Below are 18,730 nucleotides of genomic sequence, written 5' to 3'. Positions count from 1 at the left end.
GGCTGCCGGGTCCCGGCAGACTACTGGTTGGGCACCGGCTCGGCGTACTCAGGCGCGGGACTCTCGTGCAGCGAGGTGATGTTCACGGTGTCGAGCTGTTCGATGTCGACGGTGCCGCCGACCCGCTCGACCTCGTACACGAAACCCTTCAGGATCTTCAACCCTCCGGCCAGGGTGTCGGGGTCGCCGATCGCCTCGATGACGTAGGGGGCCGACAGCTGCTTGCCGTCGACCAGCACGCCCCCTCCGCGAGGTCGCGGACCGCGGTCTGCGCCACCACGCGGACCTGGTCGTTGATCTCGATCGCCTCGGCGCCCGAGTCGCGCAGCTCCTGGATGCCGTTGATCAGGTTGTTCGCGCCGACCGCGCCGCTGTCGTCCTCGACGGTGATGCGGATCCCGGGCCCGACGGCCGGGAGGGTGCCGGCCAGGATCCCGAGCTGGTCGGCCCGCTCCCGCGCCCGCTCCAGGGCGGTGCGCCTGGCCTCGGTGTCGTTGAGCAGCGAGCTGCGGGTCTGCTCGAGCTGGGCGATCTCGTTCTCCGCGCGCTGGGTGGCCAGCGAGAGGCTGTTGATCAGCGCGATCAGCTCGTCCTGGCGGGCGCCGACGTAGGTCGCGTCCTGCTGGTTGGACTGCACCTGCACCACCGCGGCGAAGCCGAGCACTGCCAGCAGGATCGCCGCGGTCACCTGACCCCGGCCGCCGGGACGGCGGAGGCTGGCGAGCAGCCGTTGACGGCCGTCGCGAGGAGGCTCGGTCGCCGGTCCGGTCTGCCCCGGGGCAACCTCGTCCGGCTCGGGGGCGGGTCCGGTCTGCTCCGGGGTGCGGTCTCTGCTCATCACGGATCAGGCGTGGAACAGGTGGCGGCGGATCGCGGCCACGTTGGAGAAGATCCGGATGCCCAGCACGACGATCACGCCGGTCGAGAGCTGGCCGCCGACGCCGAGCTGGTCCCCCAGGTAGACGATCAGCGCCGCGATCAGCACGTTGCTCACGAACGACACCACGAACACCTTGTCGTCGAAGATGCCGTCCAGGAAGGCACGCAGCGCACCGAAGACGGCGTCGAGCGCGGCCACCACGGCGATCGGCAGGTAGGGCTGCAGCCAATCCGGGACGGTCGGCTGCAGCACCAGCCCGATCAGCACCCCGAGGACGAGACCCAGACCAGCGATCATCGGATCTTCTCGGGAGTGTGGGCGAAGCGCAGGTCCAGTCGCGGGGCGGGTGGCACGGTCAGCTGCTTCTCTCCAGAACTCACGGTCTCGATGTCGAACGTCACACCATAGAGGGCGCGCAGGTCCAGCCACCACTGACCTCCCGGGCTCTCGACGAACCGTGACGCAAGCGTGTCCGGGTCGCCGATCGCCGTGACGGAGTAGGGCGCCGCGAGCTTGTCGTAGTTCACCGTGATCGAGGAGCCGGCCAGCCGGATCGCGCTGAGGTTGCTGAGCCGTTGGCCGTTGATGGCGATGGCCTCGGCGCCCGCGAACCACAGGCCGTTGACCATCTTCTGCAGGTCGACGTCGAGGATCTCGGCCTTCGGGTTGTCCGCGGGACCGTTGTTCGCCTCGATCCGCACGCCGGGACCGCGGGCGGCCTCCGCGCCCGTGTTCAGCCCCAGCTGGGTCAGCCGCGCCTGGACCGCCCGCCCCTCGACGGAGGCGTCGAGGTTCTGCGTCTCCAGGGTGCGGACCTCGTTGGTGAGGTCGTCGACCCGTTCGCGCCGGTCCGCGAGCTGCGCCTTGCGGGCCACCACCTGCTTCACCAGCTCGTCATGGCTGGACTGCGAGTCGTCGGCGGAGCGCGAGGTCTGTACGGCGGCCGTGGCCACCAGGAGACCGAAGGCCGCCAGCACCAGCAGCGCCGCGCGACCGGGCCGTCGGGGACGCCGTCGGCCCGGACCGCTGCCGTCGGCCGCGCCGCCACCGTCCCCGCGGGTGCGCGACACGTGCGCGTAGTCCTCGTCCAGCGAGGTCGCGGTCAGGTAGTTGAGCAGCCCCATGACGGCCGCGGGCGGCGGTGGCGGCAGCTGCCGGGCCGCTCGTTCGCGTCCCGCCTGGGCTGAGGGCCGGTCGGCCTTCTGCTCAGTTCGCATCGAACGCGGGCGCCCTTCGGTCATGGTCGGCGAGCAGCTTGCGCACCTGCCAGGCGTAGAGGAAGCCGGCCCACCAGTACAGGCCCGTGCCCCAGATCGCGAACGCCCACCCGAACACCTTGGCGAGCAGCGCGAGCACGCCCTGGCCGTCGCCGAGAAGCAGCAGCGGGAAGGCGTAGAGCAGGTTGGCGGTCGCGGCCTTGCCGAGGAAGTGCACCGGCAGCGCGCTGTAGCCGCGGGTGCGCAGGAACGGCACCAGGCCCCAGAGGAAGAGGTCGCGCGCCGGCAGCAGCAGCGCCAGCCACCACGGGATGATGTCGCGGACTGCCAGCCCGACGACGGTCGCGAGGATGTAGAGCCGGTCGGCCACCGGGTCCAGGATCTCGCCCAACCGTGAGGTCTGGTTGAGCTTGCGGGCGAGATAGCCGTCGAGGAAGTCGCTGATCCCCGACAGCATCAGCACCGTGAGGGCCCAGCCGTCAGCCTCCGGGACCAGGACCAGCCACAGGAACAGCGGCACCCCGGCGAGCCGGATGACGCTGATGACGTTCGGGATGGTCCAGACACGCGGGCCGCGCGACACCGCCTCGCCCTGCGTCTCCACCCGCACCCCTCGCTCGTGCCCCAACGTCTCGTCGCTGAGTACCTTAGCCCGTGGATCCACACGGACCCGGACGCCGCGACGGCACGCTGCGGACCGGCTCGGGGCCGCTCAGGAGCGGTTCAGGGTGCGCCCGCAGCGCGGGCAGTGCGCACGTGCGCAGATGTCGAGCTGCTGGCCGCAGTTGCAGCTGCGTGAGCGCTGGCCGCGCTCCCCACTGGTGCGCTTGTCGCGGCCGTTCTTGCTGTCCTTGGTAATCACGAGTCTCATCTCCCAGTTCCCTCGTCTCCACCATGGAACCGGCCGCGCCGGCAGTCATGACGCTCAAACACGCCGAATAGTCCGAACGGACCATGAGATTGGGTCCGATCGGGCGGTCGAGCCCCTCAGCCCTGCCCGGGCAGGTCGCCCAGCAGGTCGCCCAGGAGACCGTCCGTGGCCGGGACGCCGAGGTCGGTGTCCCCGTGCGTGCCGCTCATCCAGCGCTGCCACAGTCGGTCGAAGCCGTCCGGATCGTCGAGCCGGCGGCCAAGCCCGACCCGCAGCTGGTCGAGGGTCAGCATGTCGAAGGCATGCTCCTCGGTGATCGCCCGCAGCGCGGCCACCACCGGCCCGGATCCGTAGTGCTCCTCCAGCGCCAGGTAGAACGCGGCGGCCTTGCCGTAGACCACGCCGGCGTACTGCCCCGAGGAGCTGAACTCATCGGTGGCCCGGTCCGCCGGGCCGTCCTGGTCGCCGAGCATCCGCATCTGCTCGTAGGCCGAGTCGATGTGGGTGTGGCAGAGCGGATCGGCGTCGCCACCCAGCCGGGCCCGCAGCACCAAGCAGGCGGAGTACTGCGCGAGCGGCTCGTCCAGCGCCGGGTCGCGCACGGAGTCGTTGCCGACCAGGATGTGCCACCACTCGTGCCCGACCTCGTGGGCGATCGTCCACAGCCGCAGGGTCTGCAGCATCCCACCCAGGTCCCCCATGCCACCCAGGTCCCCCAGCCCCAGGTCACCGAGCCCCAGGTCACCGAGGTCCAGGTCGCCCAGCAGACCGTCGAGGCCGGCCATCCCCGGGAGCCCGCCGCCGAACAGTCCCGCCTCGATCCAGGTGGCGCCCGGCCACTCCATCCCGCCGACCCCGGCGCCGAGCGGTGCGGCCACGACGTCGAACTCACGCCAGGGATAGTCAACGAAGGACTCCGAGAGCGTGCCCAGTGCGTCGGCCGTCTCCTCCAGCACCGCGTCGAGCTCGCCCGCCGCGGACGCCGGCGCCCAGGCGGTCACCGTCACGTCGGACAACCCGCCCTCGAGACGTTGCTCCTTGCTGGTGTAGCCGCGCACCACGCTGACCACCAGGTCGTTCATGCCGTAGCCCTCGGAGGTCACCACGCGCCGGCCGTCGGCGACCTCCTCGTCGGTGCGGACGCCACCGTCGACGACCTGCCAGCGGGAAGGGACGCCCAGCCGCAGCCGGACCAGCGCGGCCGGGAAGTTCCCGATGTCGCCGTAGCCGGCCGGGTCCGGGTCGGCGGAGCTGCCCGGCGGCACCCACAGCGGGAACCAGTGCCCGAGGTTGACCACGTCCTCCCGGCGCCCCAGCAGTCCCACGTCCGCCGGACCGCCCATGCCTCCCAGCGAGTCCAGGAGGCCGGCGGGCGCCGTCTGCTTCACGGTGTAGTGGAAGGGCACGACGACGGTGACCTCGTCGTCGTGGTCGGCTGCCAGCGGAACGGTGAGCATCGACTTCTCGAGCGTGGCCTCGACCCGCCGACCGTCGACCTGCACCGCGCCCACGGCGGCGTCCGACTCGAAGTCGGGGAGCCCGGCGAAGTAGCGCAGGTGCACGCGGCCGGCACCTGCCCCCACCGGCAGGACGGCCACCACCGTGCCGCGCACCTTCCCGGAGCCCGGCGTCACGTCAGCCCGCACGTCGTACGACGGGGTGCGCCCGTCCAGGCCGGCCGAGCGCGCCAGGCTCACCCCGGCCGCGGTCAACGACACCGACGGGTCCAGGCGCAGCGGTGCCGTCTCGGCCCCGGCATCGGTCCCGGCGCCCGGCCCGGTGCAGGAGCCCAGCAGGACCGCGGTGAGGACCCCGAGAAGGACTGTCCGCGTCGTCGTCATGCGGCCCATCATGGCAACGACCGCCGACCGGCGCCGGGCGTCGTCCACAGGGACCCGGTCGGGCTCGTCAGCCGGCCTCCCGCAGCGCGGGCAGCAGCTCCTTCTCGGCGATCGACAAGAAGTCCTCCTGGCCGGCGTCGCCGATCTGGACCAGCGCCACGTCGGTGAAGCCGGCGGCGGCGAACTCCGAGACGGCGGCGACGATGGCGTCGAGGTCCGGACCGCACGGGATGTTCTCGGCCACGTCGTCGGGGGTGACGAACTGCGTGGCGGCGGCGAAGCCTGCGGTGCCGGGCAGCTCGGCGTTCACCTTCCATCCTCCGGCGAACCAGCGGAACTGCTCGTGCGCGGTCCGGATCGCCTCGTCCTTGTCCGGCCCCCAGCAGACCGGGATCTGGCCGATCTTGCGGGAGGGCCCGGGGTGGGCGTCGTCCCAACGCTCGACGAGGGAGGCGTCGGGCTCCACCGCGATCAGGTGGTCGGCCAGCGGTCCGAAGGTCTCGACCGACTGCTTCCCGGACACCGCGACACCGATCTCGACCGGGTGGTCCGGCAGGTCCCAGACCTTGGCGGAGTCGACGCGGAAGTGGTCGCCGACGAAGTTCACGTAGCCGCCACCGAGCAGGTCCCGGATGATGTGCACCGCCTCCTCGAGCATCTCGTGGCGGGCGTTGACCGGCGGCCAGCCCTCGCCGATGACGTGCTCGTTCAGGTTCTCCCCCGCACCGAGCCCGAGCATGAACCGTCCCTCGCTCAGGACCCCCAGCGTGGCGGCCTTCTGAGCCACGACCGCCGGGTGGTAGCGCATGATCGGGCAGGTCACGTAGGTCATCAGCTCCACCCGCTCGGTGACCTGGCTGACCGCCCCGAGCGTGCTCCAGGCGTAGCCGGCGTGACCCTGTGCGTCCAGCCAGGGGAAGTAGTGGTCGCTGGAGACCTCGAAGTCGAAACCGGCCCGCTCGGCGGCCGCGGCGTAGCGCACCAGCTCCCTCGGTCCGGACTGCTCGGTCATCAGGGTGTAGCCGTAGCGCGTCATCGGGGTCTCCTCGTCATCGTCTCGGTCGACGCTGAGGGGTCTACCCGCGGGCCGGGGTGTCCATGCGACGCCCGGGGTCGGACCTCAGCCCGGCCGCAGCAACGACGTCGGCAGCCCCGGCTCGTCGCGGAACGGATGCGCGTAGGCCCCGTCCACCACCGGCAGCCGGCCGTCGTGGGCGTCGAGGAACTCCAGCAGGCGCTCGAGGTCGATACGGCGGTCAGCGGCGACCAGCCAGCCCATCAGCCGCTGCCGTGGGGGCAGCGCGGTCTCCTCGAACGGCACGGTCGCGGGGTTCCAGAGGGAGACCACCCCGTCGTGCAGCAGCGACCAGTACTCCGCCGAGCAGCCCGGGACCGCGCGGAAGTACTCCCACATGTCGACCGGCAGGACCGTGGCGAACCAGGTCCGCTGCACCCGCGTCGACGCCTGCGCCAGGACCGCCTCGGTGCTCGACCTCTTGGTGAGCAGCCGGTCCGACAGATCGGCGACCTCGTGCCGACGCTGGCTGATCGACGTGCCGTCCCCGCGCACCCGCCACAGGTAGACGGTCTCGGTGAGCACGTCCACGGCGTCGGCGGCCAGCAGCGCGCGGGTCATCGCCGGCTGGTCCTCGTAGCGGACCCGCTCGGGGAAGCAGAGGCCGTGCCGGTCCCAGAAGCTGCGGCGGAAGACCTTGTTCCAGGCGAAGACGTCGGCCAGCAGGGTCGGCTGCTGCTCGACGGTCGTGCGGAGCGCCTCACGCTCGTGGTTCTCCCGCATCAGCGGGGTCATGTAGCGCCGGGCGCCGTCGAAGCGTTCGACGGCGCCGACCACGAGGTCGGACCCGGTCCGGTCCAGCGCCGCGACCATCACCTCGTAGGCGTCCGAGGGCAGCACGTCGTCGCTGTCGACGAAGGCCAGCAGCCGGCCGGTGCAGTGGCCGACTCCCACGTTGCGGGCCGCTCCGAGCCCGCCGTTGGCCTGGCGCACCACCCGGAGCCGCCGGTGCCGGCGGGCGTACCGGTCCGCGATCTCGCCGGTCCGGTCGGTGGAGCCGTCGTCGACGACCACCACCTCGAGGTCGGTGAACGTCTGCGCCAGGATGCTGTCCAGGCAGTCGCCGAGATACTCCTCGACCTGGTAGGCCGGGACCACGACGCTCAGCCGGGGCGCAGGGGCAGGGCCGGCGAGGTCGCGGTGCGAGGATCCGGGGAGGCGAGGCACCGCGGGTCAGGCGTTGCCGGGTCGGGACGCGCTGCGTCGGCGGGCCCAGCGGCGGAGCCTGGCGGGCACCAGAGCCCGCAGCCGCGGTGGGGTACGCCGGGCCAGCCGCTCGACAGGGCCGGCCGGCCGGCCCGCGGCGCGGGGTGCGGCGGTCGCGACCGGAGCCGAGGCGTCCGGGCGCTCGGTCCGGGACCGGGCCGTCGTACCGGCGGCGATGACCGACGAGCGGGCCACCGCCTCGGACTCGGCGTAGAAGGCGTCGTAGGCGATGCGGAGCTCGTCGAGCCGTGCCTGGGCCTCCTGCTCGCCGTCGTGGGCCTCGCCGGGATCCTCAGGCGTGGCGAAGGAGTCCAGGACCGACCAGGTCTCGCGGGCGATCTCCTCCAGCCGGGAGGGCAGCTCGAGGTCGTCCCAGGTGAGCTGGATCCGCCGGAGTCCGGGATCGACGAACTCCTCGACGCGTCGCACCGCGTCGTCGGCCGGCTCCGCGACCCCGGACAGGTGCAGCGCGCCGCCCGCCCGGGAGACCGTCGTGCGCCAGTCCCCCAGCAGGTCGTGGTAGCGGACGAAGACCCGGTCCGAGCCGCGGGTGCGGTGCTCGGTGCCCAGCATCATGTTGACCCACTGGGCGACGCCGTGCGCGTCGTCCATCCTGCGGTTGTAGTGGGCACGCTTGCTGCCCACGACCTCGGCGGGCGGTCGGAGCATCGTGGCGTACGACGGCTCGGCGCCGGCGCGGACCGCCGAGGTGCGCCAGAGGTCGAGGAACCAGGACAGTCGTGGGTCCTTGATCACCAGCTCGTCGCCGAGCGCCAGCTGCTCCTCGAGCCAGCCGACCACCCGGGCTTGCAGACGGTCACGCTCGGTGAGCCGGCCGGTCTGCGACCAGGCGACCGGGCGGGCGTCGCCGACCTGGACGTTCGTGCGCGCCAGCAGCTCGTCGTGCAGGTCGACGACCCACTGCGACTCCGAGAAGCCACGGGGGTTGGTGGTGTCCGCGACCACCTCGGGCTGCGGGACGAGGACTCCGAGCCGCTGCAGGATGCCCGCGAAGGTGCTGGTTCCCGACCGGCCGGCGCCGGCCACCAGCACCACCCGCCGTGGCCGGGCCGACGTCGTGGTGAGGCGACTCGACGACGTCTGGCTGCTCGGCATGGGGCGATGCTACTGGCGAGCGGCTCCCGGCGTTCCGGGGCTCGGCCGTCGCGGCGGCTGCGGCAGCTCGACGGACTCAGTCATCGTCTCGCGGCGTGCGGTCCAGGGTCTGGTCGATCGTCTGCACCAGGGCGCGCTGCACCCGGTCCCACTGCCGGTTCCACACCTCGAGCGGTGCCAGCGACTGCTCCAGCAGCGCGAGCTGGTGGTCGAGGGCCTCGAGCTCGGCGGAGAGGGCCCGGATGCTGAGTCGCTTGGCATGGACCTCGTCGACGAGCACGTCGAGCTCGGCGGTCAGCCGCGGGGCCTGGTCGATGAGGTGCCGCAGCGACACCAGCATGTGGGTGACCGCGCTGGGCACCGGTTCGGGCACCGCGCCGAGCGCGGAGCTTCCCACCGCGGTGACGCGGCCCAGCACCGCGCGGGTGCTGTCGACGAAGGTGTCCACAGCGCTCTCCAGCAGACCGTGCCGCTCGTGGTCGGGTTGGCCGGCGTTCGGTCCTTGCGAGGTCATCCGGTTCTCCTTCGGGTCGTGGCCGCCGCACCGGGCTGCAGGTTCGACAGCTCGTCGAGCTCGTCGACGAAGTGAGCGACCAGCGTGTCGGGGTCCGGAAGCCAGATCGCGTCGGACTTGAACCCGACCCGGATGGCGCCGGCGTAGGTGACGATGCAGACCCCGAGCGTCTGGTTGCCGGACTCCGGGGCCCAGCCCAGCAGCCCCTCGATCCGGGCGCCGGCGAGGTAGCGCTGCTCGCGCGGCCCCGGGACGTTCGTGACCACGCCGATCGCCTTGTTCGCGAAGAAGTCCACCAGCACCCGCTCGGCAGCCGGTGCGGTCGTGCCGATCCCCTCGATCAGACCGAAGGTCAGCAGCGGTTCGGGCGAGCGCTTGATCTGGTCCATCCGCCGTTTGGTCTCCGCCAGGCGACCGAACGCGGTGGGCAGGCTGGAGGGCAGCACCATGATCACCAGGGCGAACCGGTTGCCGAGCTCGGCCGGCAGCGGCTGGTCGGACCGGCGCAGGTTGACCGGGACCATCGAGGGCAGGTCCACCGGGTCGTCGCCGTGCTCGAGCAGGTAGCGGCGCAGCGCGCCGGACAGCGCGGCCACCAGCACGTCGTTGAGGGTGGTGCCGGTGCCGTGCGCGAGGGTCACCATGTCGGGGAGCGGGATCGGCCCGGACCACGCCGCGCGCTTCACGTTCCCGACCGGACCGGACAGCGCGGTCGGCGGGTTGCGGGTCAGCAGCAGCTTGGCGCTGACCCGGCCGGTCTCGAGTGCCAGGCCGAGAGTCCGGCCCAACGGCGGCGCTGGGACACGCCGCGGCAGCGCCCGCGGCAGTACGTCGACCGCCCGGCCGAGTAGCTGGACCGCGCCGCCGAGAAACCCGTCCGGGGCTGCCGCCGGAGCCATGGCTGCGGCGGTGTCCTCGGCCAGGTCGTCGTCGGCGGCGGCGTCCGTGAACGAGCCCAGCACCTGCATCAGCGCGATCCCGTCCGCCAGGCTGTGGTGGAAGCGCATGAAGACAGCGGTGCCCCGCGGGAGCCCCTCCAACAGGTGCACCTCCCACAGCGGCCGATCCCTGCGCAGCGGGTGACCCATGTGGGCGCCGACGTACTCCTGCAACCCCGCCTCGCCCCGCGACGCCGGCAGCCGGGCCTCGTGCAGGTGGTCCTCGATCCGGAAGCCGTCCGCGGAGACCCAGCGGGGACGGCCGCCGGGGAGGCGAGGCGGTGTCGCGACCTGCGCGAAGACGGGATAGCGGTCGATCATCCGCTTCTGCAGCACGGCCCAGAACCGGTCACGGTCCAGCCTGCCGGCGAGCAGCACCAGGCTCTCCACCACCATGAGGTTCTGCGGCCTGTCCATGTTGAGCCAGAGCGTGTCGACCGGGCCGATTCGTCGCGTTCCCACCCTTCGATGCTCACGGCAGCCAGGGCCGCAGGACAGTGCCCAAGGTCCCGGCCGGCACCCCGGTCCGGCCCGGCGGGGACTTAGGGCTCTCCTGACCCTTCGGTCAAGGGACCGATACTCACCACAGCGGGCTCGAGGCGCGAGCCCGCACCACCGGACGGGGTCTTCTCATGATCGGCATCGGACGCAAGGCAGCCGCCGCCACCGTCGTGCTCGGCACGCTCGTGGCCGGCCCGGCAGCTCTGGCAGCGACCATCACCGGGACGCCGGGTAACGACGACCTCGTCGGCACCACGGGCTCGGACCGGATCGACGCGCGCGCCGGCGACGACCTCGTCCGCGCGCTGGCGGGGGCCGACTTCGTGCACGCCGGACGGGGAGCGGACGCGGTGTTCCTCGGCCCCGGCCGCGGGATGGGAGACACCGCCCTGGGCGGTGGGGGCGACGACCGGCTGTTCGGCGGCCCGGGCACCGACAACATCGACGGCGGCCCGGGCGCGGACCTCATCGACGCGGGCCTCGGGAACGACAGCGTGTTCGACGGCGGCGGCGCCGACGTGGTCGTCACCGGCGAGGGGCGTGACGGCGTGGACGTGACCGACGGGCGCGATGTCGTCAGCACGGGACCCGGCAGCGACGGGATCACCGTCTTCCGCGACCACCAGCCCGACGTGATCCGCTGCGGCACTGGCTTCGACCACCTGATCTTCCTCGACGGCCGGGAGAAGCACGACGTCGTGCGCGGCTGCGAGTCGATCACCGTCGGCAGCAGCGACTGAGCCAGGCCGCCGGGATACCTCGAGGAGGTGGGGTCAGGGCGTCACGGTAGCCGGGGCCCCGCGGACCAGGTGCGCGATGCACCGGCTCGGTTCGACCAGGGGCTCGAGGGTCCCGGCGGTGACCCCGGCGCCGCTCTGCTCGAGGGCGCCACGGATCAGTCCGAGGTGCACCGAGCAGACCACGTCGAGGTGTTCGGCGGCGACCTCCAGGAACGGACAGTGGCTGACCTCGAGCCGGAAGGAGTCCTGGTCGTCGACCACGTGGGAGTCGAAGCCGAACCGGCCCATCGACGCGACCACGGACGCGAGAGCATCGGTCCCGTCGTGCCGGTCCACGGCGTCCTCGGCAGGCGGTGGGCCGGTCAGGTGTCGCCCCCATGCACGTCCCGCCTCCTCGGCCGAGACCGCGGGCTCGGGCAGCCGGTCGGCGAGCGCCCCGGACAGGATCTCGGCCAGCAGGCGGTAGCTGCGGTGGGCGACGTGCGGAGCGTCCGCCACCGCGGCGTACAGCACCTTGGGCCGCCCCGGCGTGCTGCGCTTCTCGCGGTTGCGCCGGACCATGCCGTCCAGCGCGAGGGCGTCGAGGTGGAAGCGCGCCGAGTTCACGTGCAGTCCGAGCCGTTCGGCGGCCGCCGCCGCGGTCATGGGGCCCGCGGTGTCCTGCAGCAGGGCCAGCACCCGGGCGCGGGTCGGGCCCAGCCCGTGGGCGGCATCGCCGCGCTGCGCGCCGTGGATGTCCATCGCGGTCATGCTTCCACGCTCCTCAGGCACAGCGAGACGCGGCTAGCTTTGATGCCCGACCAGGCTGGGCACCGGGAAGGCCCGGTGCAGCCGCTGGTGGTCGCGCTGCCAGTGGTTGCCGTTCTCCGCCACCCAGGACAAGGAGGGCTCCTCCCGCTGCTGCGGCATCGGCAGCGGCTCGGGGACAGGCACGCGGTGCGGGTCGATACCCCGGCGGTGGAGCTCCGCACCGAGCCACCGGACGGCATCCAGGCCGACCAAAGGCGCTTCTCCGTCGCGGACCAGCACCGGCACCATGTCCTGGCCGCCGGCCTGCCACTCCGAGACCCACTGCTCACGCAGACGCCACGCGGTCGTCGTGATCGGCCCGCCGAAGACGTCGACCGCGTAGCCCCAGTCGTGCAGCGGCTCGCTGTCCGAGCGCCCGCTGCGGATGGCATCGGTGAGAAGGGTCCGGACCACCTGTGCGTCGCCGAGGTCGATCCCGTGCAGCCACAGCGCTTCGAACAACAGGTGCCGGACCCGGTCGCCGACCCCGGCGCCGTACGCCTCGGCGTATCCCGAGACCGCGGCATGGGTGAACGGCACGAAGCCGGCGAGCGCGTAGGGGAGCTCCTCCCCCGGAAGCAGGGCCTCGAGCACGTGCGGCATCTCGTCGCGCAGGCGGTGGAACCGTGTGGAGGTGTCCGAGAACGGCTGCGGCCGCCACGGCTCGTGCTCGACCGCCCTCCAGTCCACCTCTACCCCGTCGCTTGCCAGCTGCGCCGCGCGCCGCGAGGCGAGGTAGCTCCAGGGGCAGTTGAAGTCTCCGTAGACGACGATGCGGTCGGTACTCATGGCGGCTCCTCGTGAGGATGACGGTCTCGTGACTCGTTTCTACAAGGAACTTGTATCTACGAACAGGGTCGAAGGACCCTCCCCGGCTGCACGTCGAGGACGACCCCCGGGGGTGCCCCGGACCGCCCGGCTCCAGCTCAGCTGGTGACGTCCTTGCCCGCGAAGCGCGCCCAGCCGGCCAGCCAGAACACCAGCGTGTAGGCGCCCGCGACGTAGAGCCCCTGTTGCACGCCGCCCCAGGCGACGGGGTCCCGGAACAGGTCACCGAAGGCCAGCCAGTTGTGGGTGATCAGGTAGGGGTGCAGCCAGCTGATCTGCGGGATGGTGTCGAGGATGAAGCTCGCGGTGCTGAACACGACCACCGCGATTATCGCCCCGATCGGCTGCTCGGTCAGCGTCGACACGAACAGCCCCACCGCCCCCAGCGACGCCAGGCACGCCGCCAGGTAGACCGAGGCGACCAGCACCCGGAGCAGACCTTCGGTGAAGCCGATCTGCGAGCCGGAGAGCAACGTCATGCTGCCGCCGCCGAACAGGGCGAGCCCCGTGACCAGCCCGGTCACGGTGACGGTGAGCGTGGCGACGAGTGTGAACACCACGATCGCGAGGTACTTCACCGCGAGCAGCCGGACGCGTTGCACGGGAACCGTCAACAGGTAGCGCAGCGTGCCGATGTTGGCCTCGCCGGCCACTGCGTCGCCGGCGATCGCCGCGACGGCCAGCGGGAGGAACAGCCCGAGCTCGATGGTCAGGGAGGCCAGCGCCACGAACAGACCGTTGTCGGTGATCGAGCTGAAGAAGTCGGGTCCGCCGCGTTCCCGCTCCGGGGTGGAGACCTTCACCGCGACCGAGATGAGCACCGGGACGCTCGCCAGGACCAGCAGGCCGGCCAGGTTGCGGCGTCTGCGGAAGATCAGCCGCAGCTCGGAACGCAGGAACCGCGTGGACACGGCCCGCGGAGGACGTACGTCGACCAGGTCAGGCGCTGACATCGAAGCCCTCCCCCGTCAGCGACACGAACACGTCCTCCAGCGAGGGGGCGCCCACGCGGAAGCCGGTCACCGGCACCCCCTGGTGCACGCAGGCGGCGACGATCTTCTCCGGCGCGACGCGGCCGAGCAGGCCTGTGGCCGCACCGCGCCGCACCTGGACCTCGAGCACGCCCAGCTCGCGCAGGATCCGGGCCGCCTCCGTGGCCTGGTCGGTCTCGACGACGACCTCGGCCTCGGTGCCGGCGCGCAGCTCGGCACTGGTCCCCTGGGCGACCAGCCGCCCGACGTGCATCACACCGAGGTGGGTGCACATCTGCTCGACCTCGGAGAGCAGGTGGCTGGAGACCAGCACCGTGGCGCCCTCGTCGGCCAACGACGCGACCAGCGACCTGACCTCACGAGTGCCCTGCGGGTCCAGCCCGTTGGTCGGCTCGTCGAGCACGAGCAGGTCGCGCGGCCGCAGCAGCGCGCTCGCGATCGCCAGCCGCTGCCGCATGCCGAGGGAGTAAGCGCGGTAGCGCTTGCGGGCGGCGGCCATCAGCCCCACCCGGTCCAGCGCGGCGTCGATGCGGTGCCGAGCGGTGCGCGGGTCGGTGGTGCGGTCGGCGGCGTCGAGCCGCGCCAGGTTCTCCCGTCCCGACAGGTACGGGTGGAAGGCCGGTCCCTCCACGAGCGCGCCCACCCGGGCGAGCACCTCGGGCGCGCCGGCCGGCATCGGCCTGCCCAACAGCTCGACCGTGCCCGCGCTCGGCGTCACCAGCCCGAGCAGCATCCGGATCGTGGTGGTCTTGCCCGAGCCGTTCGGCCCGAGGAAGCCGTAGACGGCACCGGTCGGCACGAGCAGGTCGAGGGAGTCCACTGCCACCTGGTGCCGGAACCGCTTGGTCAGACCCGACGTGGCGACGGCGGCAGCTCTCATCTGACCGTCAGGGCGGCGTAGAGGGCGTCCGGGGCGACCGCTCCGACGACCAGCCGTCCGTCGTCGGTGAGCAGGGCCGAGAACAGCGTCCCGCGCAGCAGGTGTCCCGACCCCCAGCTGCCGCTGACCTTCGGGAGCGCCTGGAGCAGCGTGCGCATCGTCGGTGAACCGGTGACCGCGCCAGAGCCCGCGGGCACCTTGGCCACCGCGACCGAGGTCCACCCCGTGCCGACCACCCTCGGCTCCGCACCGTTGGCCGGGCCCAACTGGCCCCGCGGTCCCGTGGAGTCCTTGGCGTGCGAGGAGCCGGACTCGGTGACGTCGGTGCCGGGCGGGGGGTTGAACGTGAACACGGAGGCAGGCGGCGTGGTCGGGTCGAAGGAGGTGAACCCCACCTCGAAGGCCGGGTCCGGCGCGTTCGCGGCGAACACCTGCACCCGGGTCGGCACGTGGGTGCGACCGTCGATCGCGATCCGCACGGAGCCGATCAGCGATCCGGCGTCCCGCGGCCGGAGCAGCAGCTCGTAGGCCGGCCGGCCGGCCACGACCGCCGTGCCGTCGGTGCTCACCTTCGTCGACGGGGTGATCGCCTTCAGCGCGGCGTCGGCCGCCTGCTGCGGTGTCATCGCCGCGGCCGCACCCCCGGGGTCGCCGGCGGCGCCGTCGGAGCGCGGGACCGTCCGGTGCTGGGCGCTCTTGTCCTTGCTCGACCACAGCCAGAGGTCGGTGCCGTTGCGGACCAGGTCGGACTCCCCGAGCGACCCGAGCAGCGCGAGACGCACCCGGTCCGGGCCGGCGTACCAGAGCCGCAGGGTGTGCGAGCCGCTGACCAACGAGCTCATGTCCGAGCTGCCCGCACCGCCGACGCCGGGGAGGCTGGGCAGCCCGAGGTCGGCGTTCTGGACGATGGTGCCGGAGAGGCCTTCGAGCCGTGCGTTCTGGACGTCGACGAGCAGCTGCGAGGCGCTGCGGTGCGGCAGTCCGTCGCGGGCGGTCGCCGAGAGCACCCCGACGGCGGACCCTCCGGCGGCGAGGACGACAGCGGTCAGCAGGGGAACCAGCCAGCGCAGCGTGGGGCGGTGTTGGAAGACGGTCACGGCGAGAGCCTGCCGGACCGGCGCTGTGAGATCCCTGAGAGTCCGGGCAGGCCTGGCAGGCCGTGCGACGCTGGAGGCATGCGACTGCTCGTGGTCGAGGACGAGGTGCGCCTGGCGCACGCGCTGCGCCGCGGTCTGGTGGCCGACGGTTTCGCCGTCGAGGTCGCGACCGACGGCGCCAGCGGGCTCGAGCTGGCGCGGCACGACGACTTCGACGCGGTCCTGCTGGACGTGATGCTTCCCCGGCTGTCCGGCTACGAGGTGGTGCGTGCGCTACGGGCCGAGGAGAACTGGGTCCCGGTGCTGATGCTGTCCGCCAAGGACGGCGAGCACGACCAGGCGGACGGCCTCGACTGCGGCGCCGACGACTACCTCACCAAGCCGTTCTCCTACGTGGTGCTGCTCGCGCGGCTCCGTGCCCTGCTGCGTCGGGCGCCGTACGCCCGGCCGGCGGTGCTCGCGGCCGGCGACGTCAGGCTGGACCCGGCGACCCGGCACGTCACCGTCGCCGAGCAGCCGGTGAGCCTGACGCCGCGGGAGTACGGCCTGCTGGAGTACTTCCTGCGCCGCCCGGGCCGGGTGGTGACCAAGGTGGAGATCCTCGACCACGTCTGGGACGCGGCGGCCGAGGTGCACCCCAACGCCGTCGAGGTGTACGTGGGCTACCTGCGACGGAAGCTGGGCCGCCACCTGGTGGAGACGGTGCGCGGCATCGGCTACCGCCTGGAGTCATGACCTCGGCCTGGCACCGGCTCGGTCTGCGTGCGCGCCTGCTGCTGGTCGGCGTGCTCGGGGTCGCCGTCGCGCTGGCCATCGGCAGCCTCACCCTGTACGGCGTCCTCACGCTGCTCAGCTACCGGACCCTCGACGAGTCCGCCCGGGCCACCGCCGCCGACGTCGCGGTCCTGGTCGACCGGGGCCGGCTCCCGGACCCGATCCCGGTCACCGGCAGCCAGGTGGTGCAGGTCGTCGACGGGCGCAACCGGGTCGTCAGCGCCTCGGTCAACGCCGACCGGCTGACCGCGCTGCTGCGACCCGAGGAGCTTGCCGACGCGCTGTCCGGCGAGCACCCGGAGGTCCCCGGTTCCCGGGTCGGGCTAGGTGCGCCGCTGCGGGTCACCGCGCGCAGCGCCGGCCCGCCGGACCAGCTGGCGACGGTCGTGGTGGCCCAGCAGGTCGGTGACCTCGAGGAGAGCCAGCGGATCCTGGGGCTCACGCTGCTCGCGACCTACCCGCTCCTGCTGCTGGTGCTGACCCTGATCGCCTGGCGGGTGATCGGTGCCGCGCTGGGACCCGTGGAGGCGCTGCGCTCCTCCGCCGAGCGGATCTCCGGCGCCGGGCAGGACGCACAGCTGCCGGTCCCCCCGTCCGACGACGAGATCCACGCCCTCGCGGTCACCCTGAACTCGATGCTGGAGCGGCTGTCGGCAGCCCGCGCCCGGCAACGCTCCTTCGTCGCGGACGCCGCTCACGAGCTGCGCAGCCCGCTGACCTCGATGCGCACCCAGCTCGAGATCGCCGAGCGCCTCGGCGAGCGCACCCCGGTCACCGAGGACCTCCAGGCCGAGGTGAGCAGGATGTCCACGCTGGTCGAGGACCTGCTGGTGCTGGCCCGACTCGACGCCGACACGCTGCCGCGGGGACCTGCCGAGCCCGTCGCCCTCAGGCCGCTGCTCGACGACCTCGCCCGCCAGCCGGGCGCCAGGGTCCCGGTGTCCACCGACGGCGTCGCAGACGTCGCCGTGGCCGGCCGGCCCGACGACCTGCGCCGGGTCTTCACCAACCTGCTGGACAACGCGGTCCGGCACGCCGGCACCGGGGTGGAGCTGGCCGCCCGGTGCGACGGGTCGGCCGTGCACGTGACGGTCTCCGACGACGGCGCCGGGATCCCCGCAGCGGAGCGGGAGCGGGTCTTCGGGCGGTTCACCCGACTCGACGACGCCCGCGACCGGGACGCGGGCGGGAGCGGACTGGGGCTGGCCATCGTGCGTGAGCTGGTCCGCCGGTCGGGGGGCGAGGTCGTCCTCGAGGACCGGCCGCGGGGCGGACTGACCGCCCGGGTCGTGCTGCCGGCTGCGCTCTCCGAGCAACCGTGACGACGGGGAGCCGCCCGGGGGCGGATCGACCGTCGGCGCCTGCCCGAACGGCGTTGTGCCACCCGCACCTCGAGGCGTTCAATGAGAGGACTGGTCCGCCACCGTCGAGGGAGGATCCATGCGTATCGAGGCGACCGGCACGACTATCTCCTGGATCCCGTCGGAGTCACTGACAGGGCCGCTCCGACTCGGGATGAATCTCAAGCTGGCCCACTGGGACCAGCCCCTCCCCGACCAGCTCGCCGGCCCCGAGGCCGTGCAGGAGCTGTGCCGGCTGGACAAGTTCCGATTCGCCAACGTGCTCTCGGGATGGGCGGAGGTCGAGGACGGCCGCATCGTCGCCGCGGGCTACGGCGACGACTCCGACCTGGTGATGGGATCGACCACGGTGCGGGTCGGGAAGCTCGGCGCCACGTTCCGTGCGGTCTCGCTACCGGTCCTGCGCGGCGACCCGCAACGCACCGAGGAGCGGGTCACCCTCACCCAGACCGTCGGCGGCGCCACCGGCGTACCGCTTCCCCGACCGGTCCCGCACGCGCCCTTCATGCAATGGCAGGCCCCGATCGTCTGGACCACCCTGCTCCTGACGATCCACGCCGACGGCCGCAGTGACGTCGAGCTCGTCGGGGCCAGCGCGTTCCCCCGTCACTGGGTCTACGACACCCGCGGCCACATCGCGTACAAGACCGGGCTGACCGAGCAGTCCGAGTGGATGAGCCACTCGTTCGGCCGGCGGACTCCCTGGGGTCACAGTGACCGGGAGGCCCTGGTCCTGACGGTCGAGTCGGAGCTCGAGCGGCAGCTGTCGACCGAGATCATGCGCAGCGGGCAGAGGCCGCAGGTCCGTCGGCTGCCGGCGGGCACGGTGCTGACCCGGCAGGGCGAGCCCGGCACCGACATCTACCTGGTGCTCGACGGCGTGCTCTCCGTCGACGTGGACGGAGAGGCCGTGGGACAGGTCGGTCCCGGCGCGGTGCTCGGCGAGAGGGCGGTGCTCGAAGGAGGACTGCGCACGTCCACGCTGACGGCGGTCACCCCGGTCAGGATCGCGGTCACCGGCAAGGACCAGCTCGACCTCGACCGGCTCCGCCAGCTCTCCGACCTCCATGACCGCGAGCACCACGGGGTCAGCGCGGACTGACGCCGGCG

21 protein-coding genes are annotated in these 18,730 nt (G+C 72.6%); 4 read left to right on the top strand and 17 right to left on the bottom strand.

Going from position 1 to position 18,730, the window contains the following annotated elements:
* Positions 1–20 precede the first annotated feature (20 nt).
* The 12 genes from H9L09_RS22710 to H9L09_RS19945 form a co-directional block, all read right to left on the bottom strand.
* Complete coding sequence (locus H9L09_RS22710; RefSeq protein ID WP_187578535.1) at positions 21–239, bottom strand: DUF881 domain-containing protein; 219 nt, start codon at positions 237–239, stop codon at positions 21–23.
* Positions 158–838: a DUF881 domain-containing protein gene (locus H9L09_RS19995; protein WP_187578534.1), complete on the bottom strand. Its 681-nt coding sequence runs from the start codon at positions 836–838 to the stop codon at positions 158–160. The genes H9L09_RS22710 and H9L09_RS19995 overlap by 82 nt, the downstream gene beginning before the upstream one ends.
* Before the next feature lie 6 nt (positions 839–844).
* Positions 845–1,177 carry a small basic family protein gene (locus H9L09_RS19990; RefSeq protein WP_187578533.1) on the bottom strand — a complete coding sequence of 111 codons (333 nt, stop codon included), beginning with the start codon at positions 1,175–1,177 and terminating at the stop codon, positions 845–847.
* Entirely contained in the window at positions 1,174–2,097 is a 924-nt protein-coding gene (locus H9L09_RS19985; protein WP_187578532.1) for a DUF881 domain-containing protein, read from the bottom strand. Before H9L09_RS19985 ends, H9L09_RS19990 begins: the two co-directional genes overlap by 4 nt.
* On the bottom strand, positions 2,087–2,701 hold the full coding sequence (clsA, locus tag H9L09_RS19980) for a cardiolipin synthase ClsA (RefSeq protein WP_246456126.1): 615 nt from the start codon (positions 2,699–2,701) through the stop codon (positions 2,087–2,089). The genes H9L09_RS19985 and clsA overlap by 11 nt, the downstream gene beginning before the upstream one ends.
* Before the next feature lie 108 nt (positions 2,702–2,809).
* Positions 2,810–2,968 (bottom strand): hypothetical protein, encoded by a 159-nt coding sequence (locus tag H9L09_RS19975; protein WP_187578531.1) that lies wholly within the window; start codon positions 2,966–2,968, stop codon positions 2,810–2,812.
* Positions 2,969–3,084: 116 nt separating this feature from the next.
* Positions 3,085–4,809 (bottom strand): gluzincin family metallopeptidase, encoded by a 1,725-nt coding sequence (locus tag H9L09_RS19970; RefSeq protein WP_187578530.1) that lies wholly within the window; start codon positions 4,807–4,809, stop codon positions 3,085–3,087.
* Positions 4,810–4,876: 67 nt separating this feature from the next.
* Entirely contained in the window at positions 4,877–5,845 is a 969-nt protein-coding gene (locus H9L09_RS19965; protein WP_187578529.1) for an LLM class F420-dependent oxidoreductase, read from the bottom strand.
* Between the two features lie 84 nt (positions 5,846–5,929).
* The gene (locus H9L09_RS19960) at positions 5,930–7,051 is read right to left on the bottom strand and encodes a glycosyltransferase family 2 protein (protein ID WP_187578528.1); all 1,122 of its coding nucleotides are present in this window, start codon (positions 7,049–7,051) and stop codon (positions 5,930–5,932) included.
* A gap of 6 nt (positions 7,052–7,057) precedes the next feature.
* On the bottom strand, positions 7,058–8,206 hold the full coding sequence (locus tag H9L09_RS19955; RefSeq protein WP_187578527.1) for a sulfotransferase family protein: 1,149 nt from the start codon (positions 8,204–8,206) through the stop codon (positions 7,058–7,060).
* A gap of 76 nt (positions 8,207–8,282) precedes the next feature.
* Positions 8,283–8,720 (bottom strand): hypothetical protein, encoded by a 438-nt coding sequence (locus H9L09_RS19950; RefSeq protein WP_187578526.1) that lies wholly within the window; start codon positions 8,718–8,720, stop codon positions 8,283–8,285.
* Positions 8,717–10,120, bottom strand: coding sequence for a wax ester/triacylglycerol synthase family O-acyltransferase (locus H9L09_RS19945; RefSeq protein WP_223164134.1), 1,404 nt, complete (start codon positions 10,118–10,120; stop codon positions 8,717–8,719). Before H9L09_RS19945 ends, H9L09_RS19950 begins: the two co-directional genes overlap by 4 nt.
* Before the next feature lie 170 nt (positions 10,121–10,290).
* Between H9L09_RS19945 and H9L09_RS19940 the strand changes: the two genes are divergently transcribed.
* Entirely contained in the window at positions 10,291–10,899 is a 609-nt protein-coding gene (locus H9L09_RS19940) for a calcium-binding protein (protein WP_187578525.1), read from the top strand.
* A 33-nt stretch (positions 10,900–10,932) separates the two neighbouring features.
* Here H9L09_RS19940 and H9L09_RS19935 read toward each other — a convergent pair whose 3' ends face one another.
* The 5 genes from H9L09_RS19935 to H9L09_RS19915 form a co-directional block, all read right to left on the bottom strand.
* On the bottom strand, positions 10,933–11,649 hold the full coding sequence (locus tag H9L09_RS19935) for a helix-turn-helix transcriptional regulator (protein ID WP_223164133.1): 717 nt from the start codon (positions 11,647–11,649) through the stop codon (positions 10,933–10,935).
* A gap of 33 nt (positions 11,650–11,682) precedes the next feature.
* Entirely contained in the window at positions 11,683–12,477 is a 795-nt protein-coding gene (locus H9L09_RS19930) for a DsbA family oxidoreductase (protein WP_187578524.1), read from the bottom strand.
* Between the two features lie 137 nt (positions 12,478–12,614).
* Entirely contained in the window at positions 12,615–13,469 is an 855-nt protein-coding gene (locus H9L09_RS19925; protein ID WP_187578523.1) for an ABC transporter permease, read from the bottom strand.
* Positions 13,456–14,388, bottom strand: a complete 933-nt coding sequence (locus tag H9L09_RS19920) for an ABC transporter ATP-binding protein (RefSeq protein WP_187578522.1) — start codon at positions 14,386–14,388, stop codon at positions 13,456–13,458. Before H9L09_RS19920 ends, H9L09_RS19925 begins: the two co-directional genes overlap by 14 nt.
* Positions 14,385–15,485: a LolA family protein gene (locus H9L09_RS19915; RefSeq protein WP_187578521.1), complete on the bottom strand. Its 1,101-nt coding sequence runs from the start codon at positions 15,483–15,485 to the stop codon at positions 14,385–14,387. The genes H9L09_RS19920 and H9L09_RS19915 overlap by 4 nt, the downstream gene beginning before the upstream one ends.
* A gap of 78 nt (positions 15,486–15,563) precedes the next feature.
* On the opposite strand from H9L09_RS19915, the gene H9L09_RS19910 reads away from it, so the two are divergent.
* From H9L09_RS19910 to H9L09_RS19900, 3 genes are all read left to right on the top strand, one after another.
* The gene (locus H9L09_RS19910) at positions 15,564–16,220 is read left to right on the top strand and encodes a response regulator transcription factor (protein ID WP_187578520.1); all 657 of its coding nucleotides are present in this window, start codon (positions 15,564–15,566) and stop codon (positions 16,218–16,220) included.
* Complete coding sequence (locus H9L09_RS19905; RefSeq protein ID WP_223164132.1) at positions 16,217–17,581, top strand: sensor histidine kinase; 1,365 nt, start codon at positions 16,217–16,219, stop codon at positions 17,579–17,581. Before H9L09_RS19910 ends, H9L09_RS19905 begins: the two co-directional genes overlap by 4 nt.
* Positions 17,582–17,774: 193 nt before the next feature.
* Positions 17,775–18,722: a cyclic nucleotide-binding domain-containing protein gene (locus H9L09_RS19900; protein WP_187578519.1), complete on the top strand. Its 948-nt coding sequence runs from the start codon at positions 17,775–17,777 to the stop codon at positions 18,720–18,722.
* The last annotated feature ends 8 nt before the right edge of the window (positions 18,723–18,730 follow it).

It is taken from the genome of Nocardioides mesophilus (assembly GCF_014395785.1).
GTDB classification, from domain to species: Bacteria; Actinomycetota; Actinomycetes; order Propionibacteriales; family Nocardioidaceae; genus Nocardioides_B; species Nocardioides_B mesophilus.
Note: the sequence above shows the minus strand (reverse complement) of the source record. Positions and strands in the feature narration are given on the sequence as shown.

Excerpts from the sequence above, each read along its gene's own strand:
- H9L09_RS19925 (WP_187578523.1), bottom strand. The coding sequence starts at position 13,469 with ATGTCAGCGCCTGACCTGGTCGACGTACGTCCTCCGCGGGCCGTGTCC.
- H9L09_RS19985 (WP_187578532.1), bottom strand. The coding sequence starts at position 2,097 with ATGCGAACTGAGCAGAAGGCCGACCGGCCCTCAGCCCAGGCGGGACGC.
- H9L09_RS19970 (WP_187578530.1), bottom strand. The coding sequence starts at position 4,809 with ATGACGACGACGCGGACAGTCCTTCTCGGGGTCCTCACCGCGGTCCTG.
- H9L09_RS19900 (WP_187578519.1), top strand. The coding sequence starts at position 17,775 with ATGAATCTCAAGCTGGCCCACTGGGACCAGCCCCTCCCCGACCAGCTC.
- H9L09_RS19910 (WP_187578520.1), top strand. The coding sequence starts at position 15,564 with ATGCGACTGCTCGTGGTCGAGGACGAGGTGCGCCTGGCGCACGCGCTG.
- H9L09_RS19955 (WP_187578527.1), bottom strand. The coding sequence starts at position 8,206 with ATGCCGAGCAGCCAGACGTCGTCGAGTCGCCTCACCACGACGTCGGCC.
- H9L09_RS19930 (WP_187578524.1), bottom strand. The coding sequence starts at position 12,477 with ATGAGTACCGACCGCATCGTCGTCTACGGAGACTTCAACTGCCCCTGG.
- H9L09_RS19975 (WP_187578531.1), bottom strand. The coding sequence starts at position 2,968 with ATGAGACTCGTGATTACCAAGGACAGCAAGAACGGCCGCGACAAGCGC.
- H9L09_RS19965 (WP_187578529.1), bottom strand. The coding sequence starts at position 5,845 with ATGACGCGCTACGGCTACACCCTGATGACCGAGCAGTCCGGACCGAGG.
- H9L09_RS19990 (WP_187578533.1), bottom strand. The coding sequence starts at position 1,177 with ATGATCGCTGGTCTGGGTCTCGTCCTCGGGGTGCTGATCGGGCTGGTG.
- H9L09_RS19935 (WP_223164133.1), bottom strand. The coding sequence starts at position 11,649 with ATGACCGCGATGGACATCCACGGCGCGCAGCGCGGCGATGCCGCCCAC.
- H9L09_RS19950 (WP_187578526.1), bottom strand. The coding sequence starts at position 8,720 with ATGACCTCGCAAGGACCGAACGCCGGCCAACCCGACCACGAGCGGCAC.
- H9L09_RS19940 (WP_187578525.1), top strand. The coding sequence starts at position 10,291 with ATGATCGGCATCGGACGCAAGGCAGCCGCCGCCACCGTCGTGCTCGGC.
- H9L09_RS19905 (WP_223164132.1), top strand. The coding sequence starts at position 16,217 with ATGACCTCGGCCTGGCACCGGCTCGGTCTGCGTGCGCGCCTGCTGCTG.
- H9L09_RS19995 (WP_187578534.1), bottom strand. The coding sequence starts at position 838 with ATGAGCAGAGACCGCACCCCGGAGCAGACCGGACCCGCCCCCGAGCCG.
- H9L09_RS19920 (WP_187578522.1), bottom strand. The coding sequence starts at position 14,388 with ATGAGAGCTGCCGCCGTCGCCACGTCGGGTCTGACCAAGCGGTTCCGG.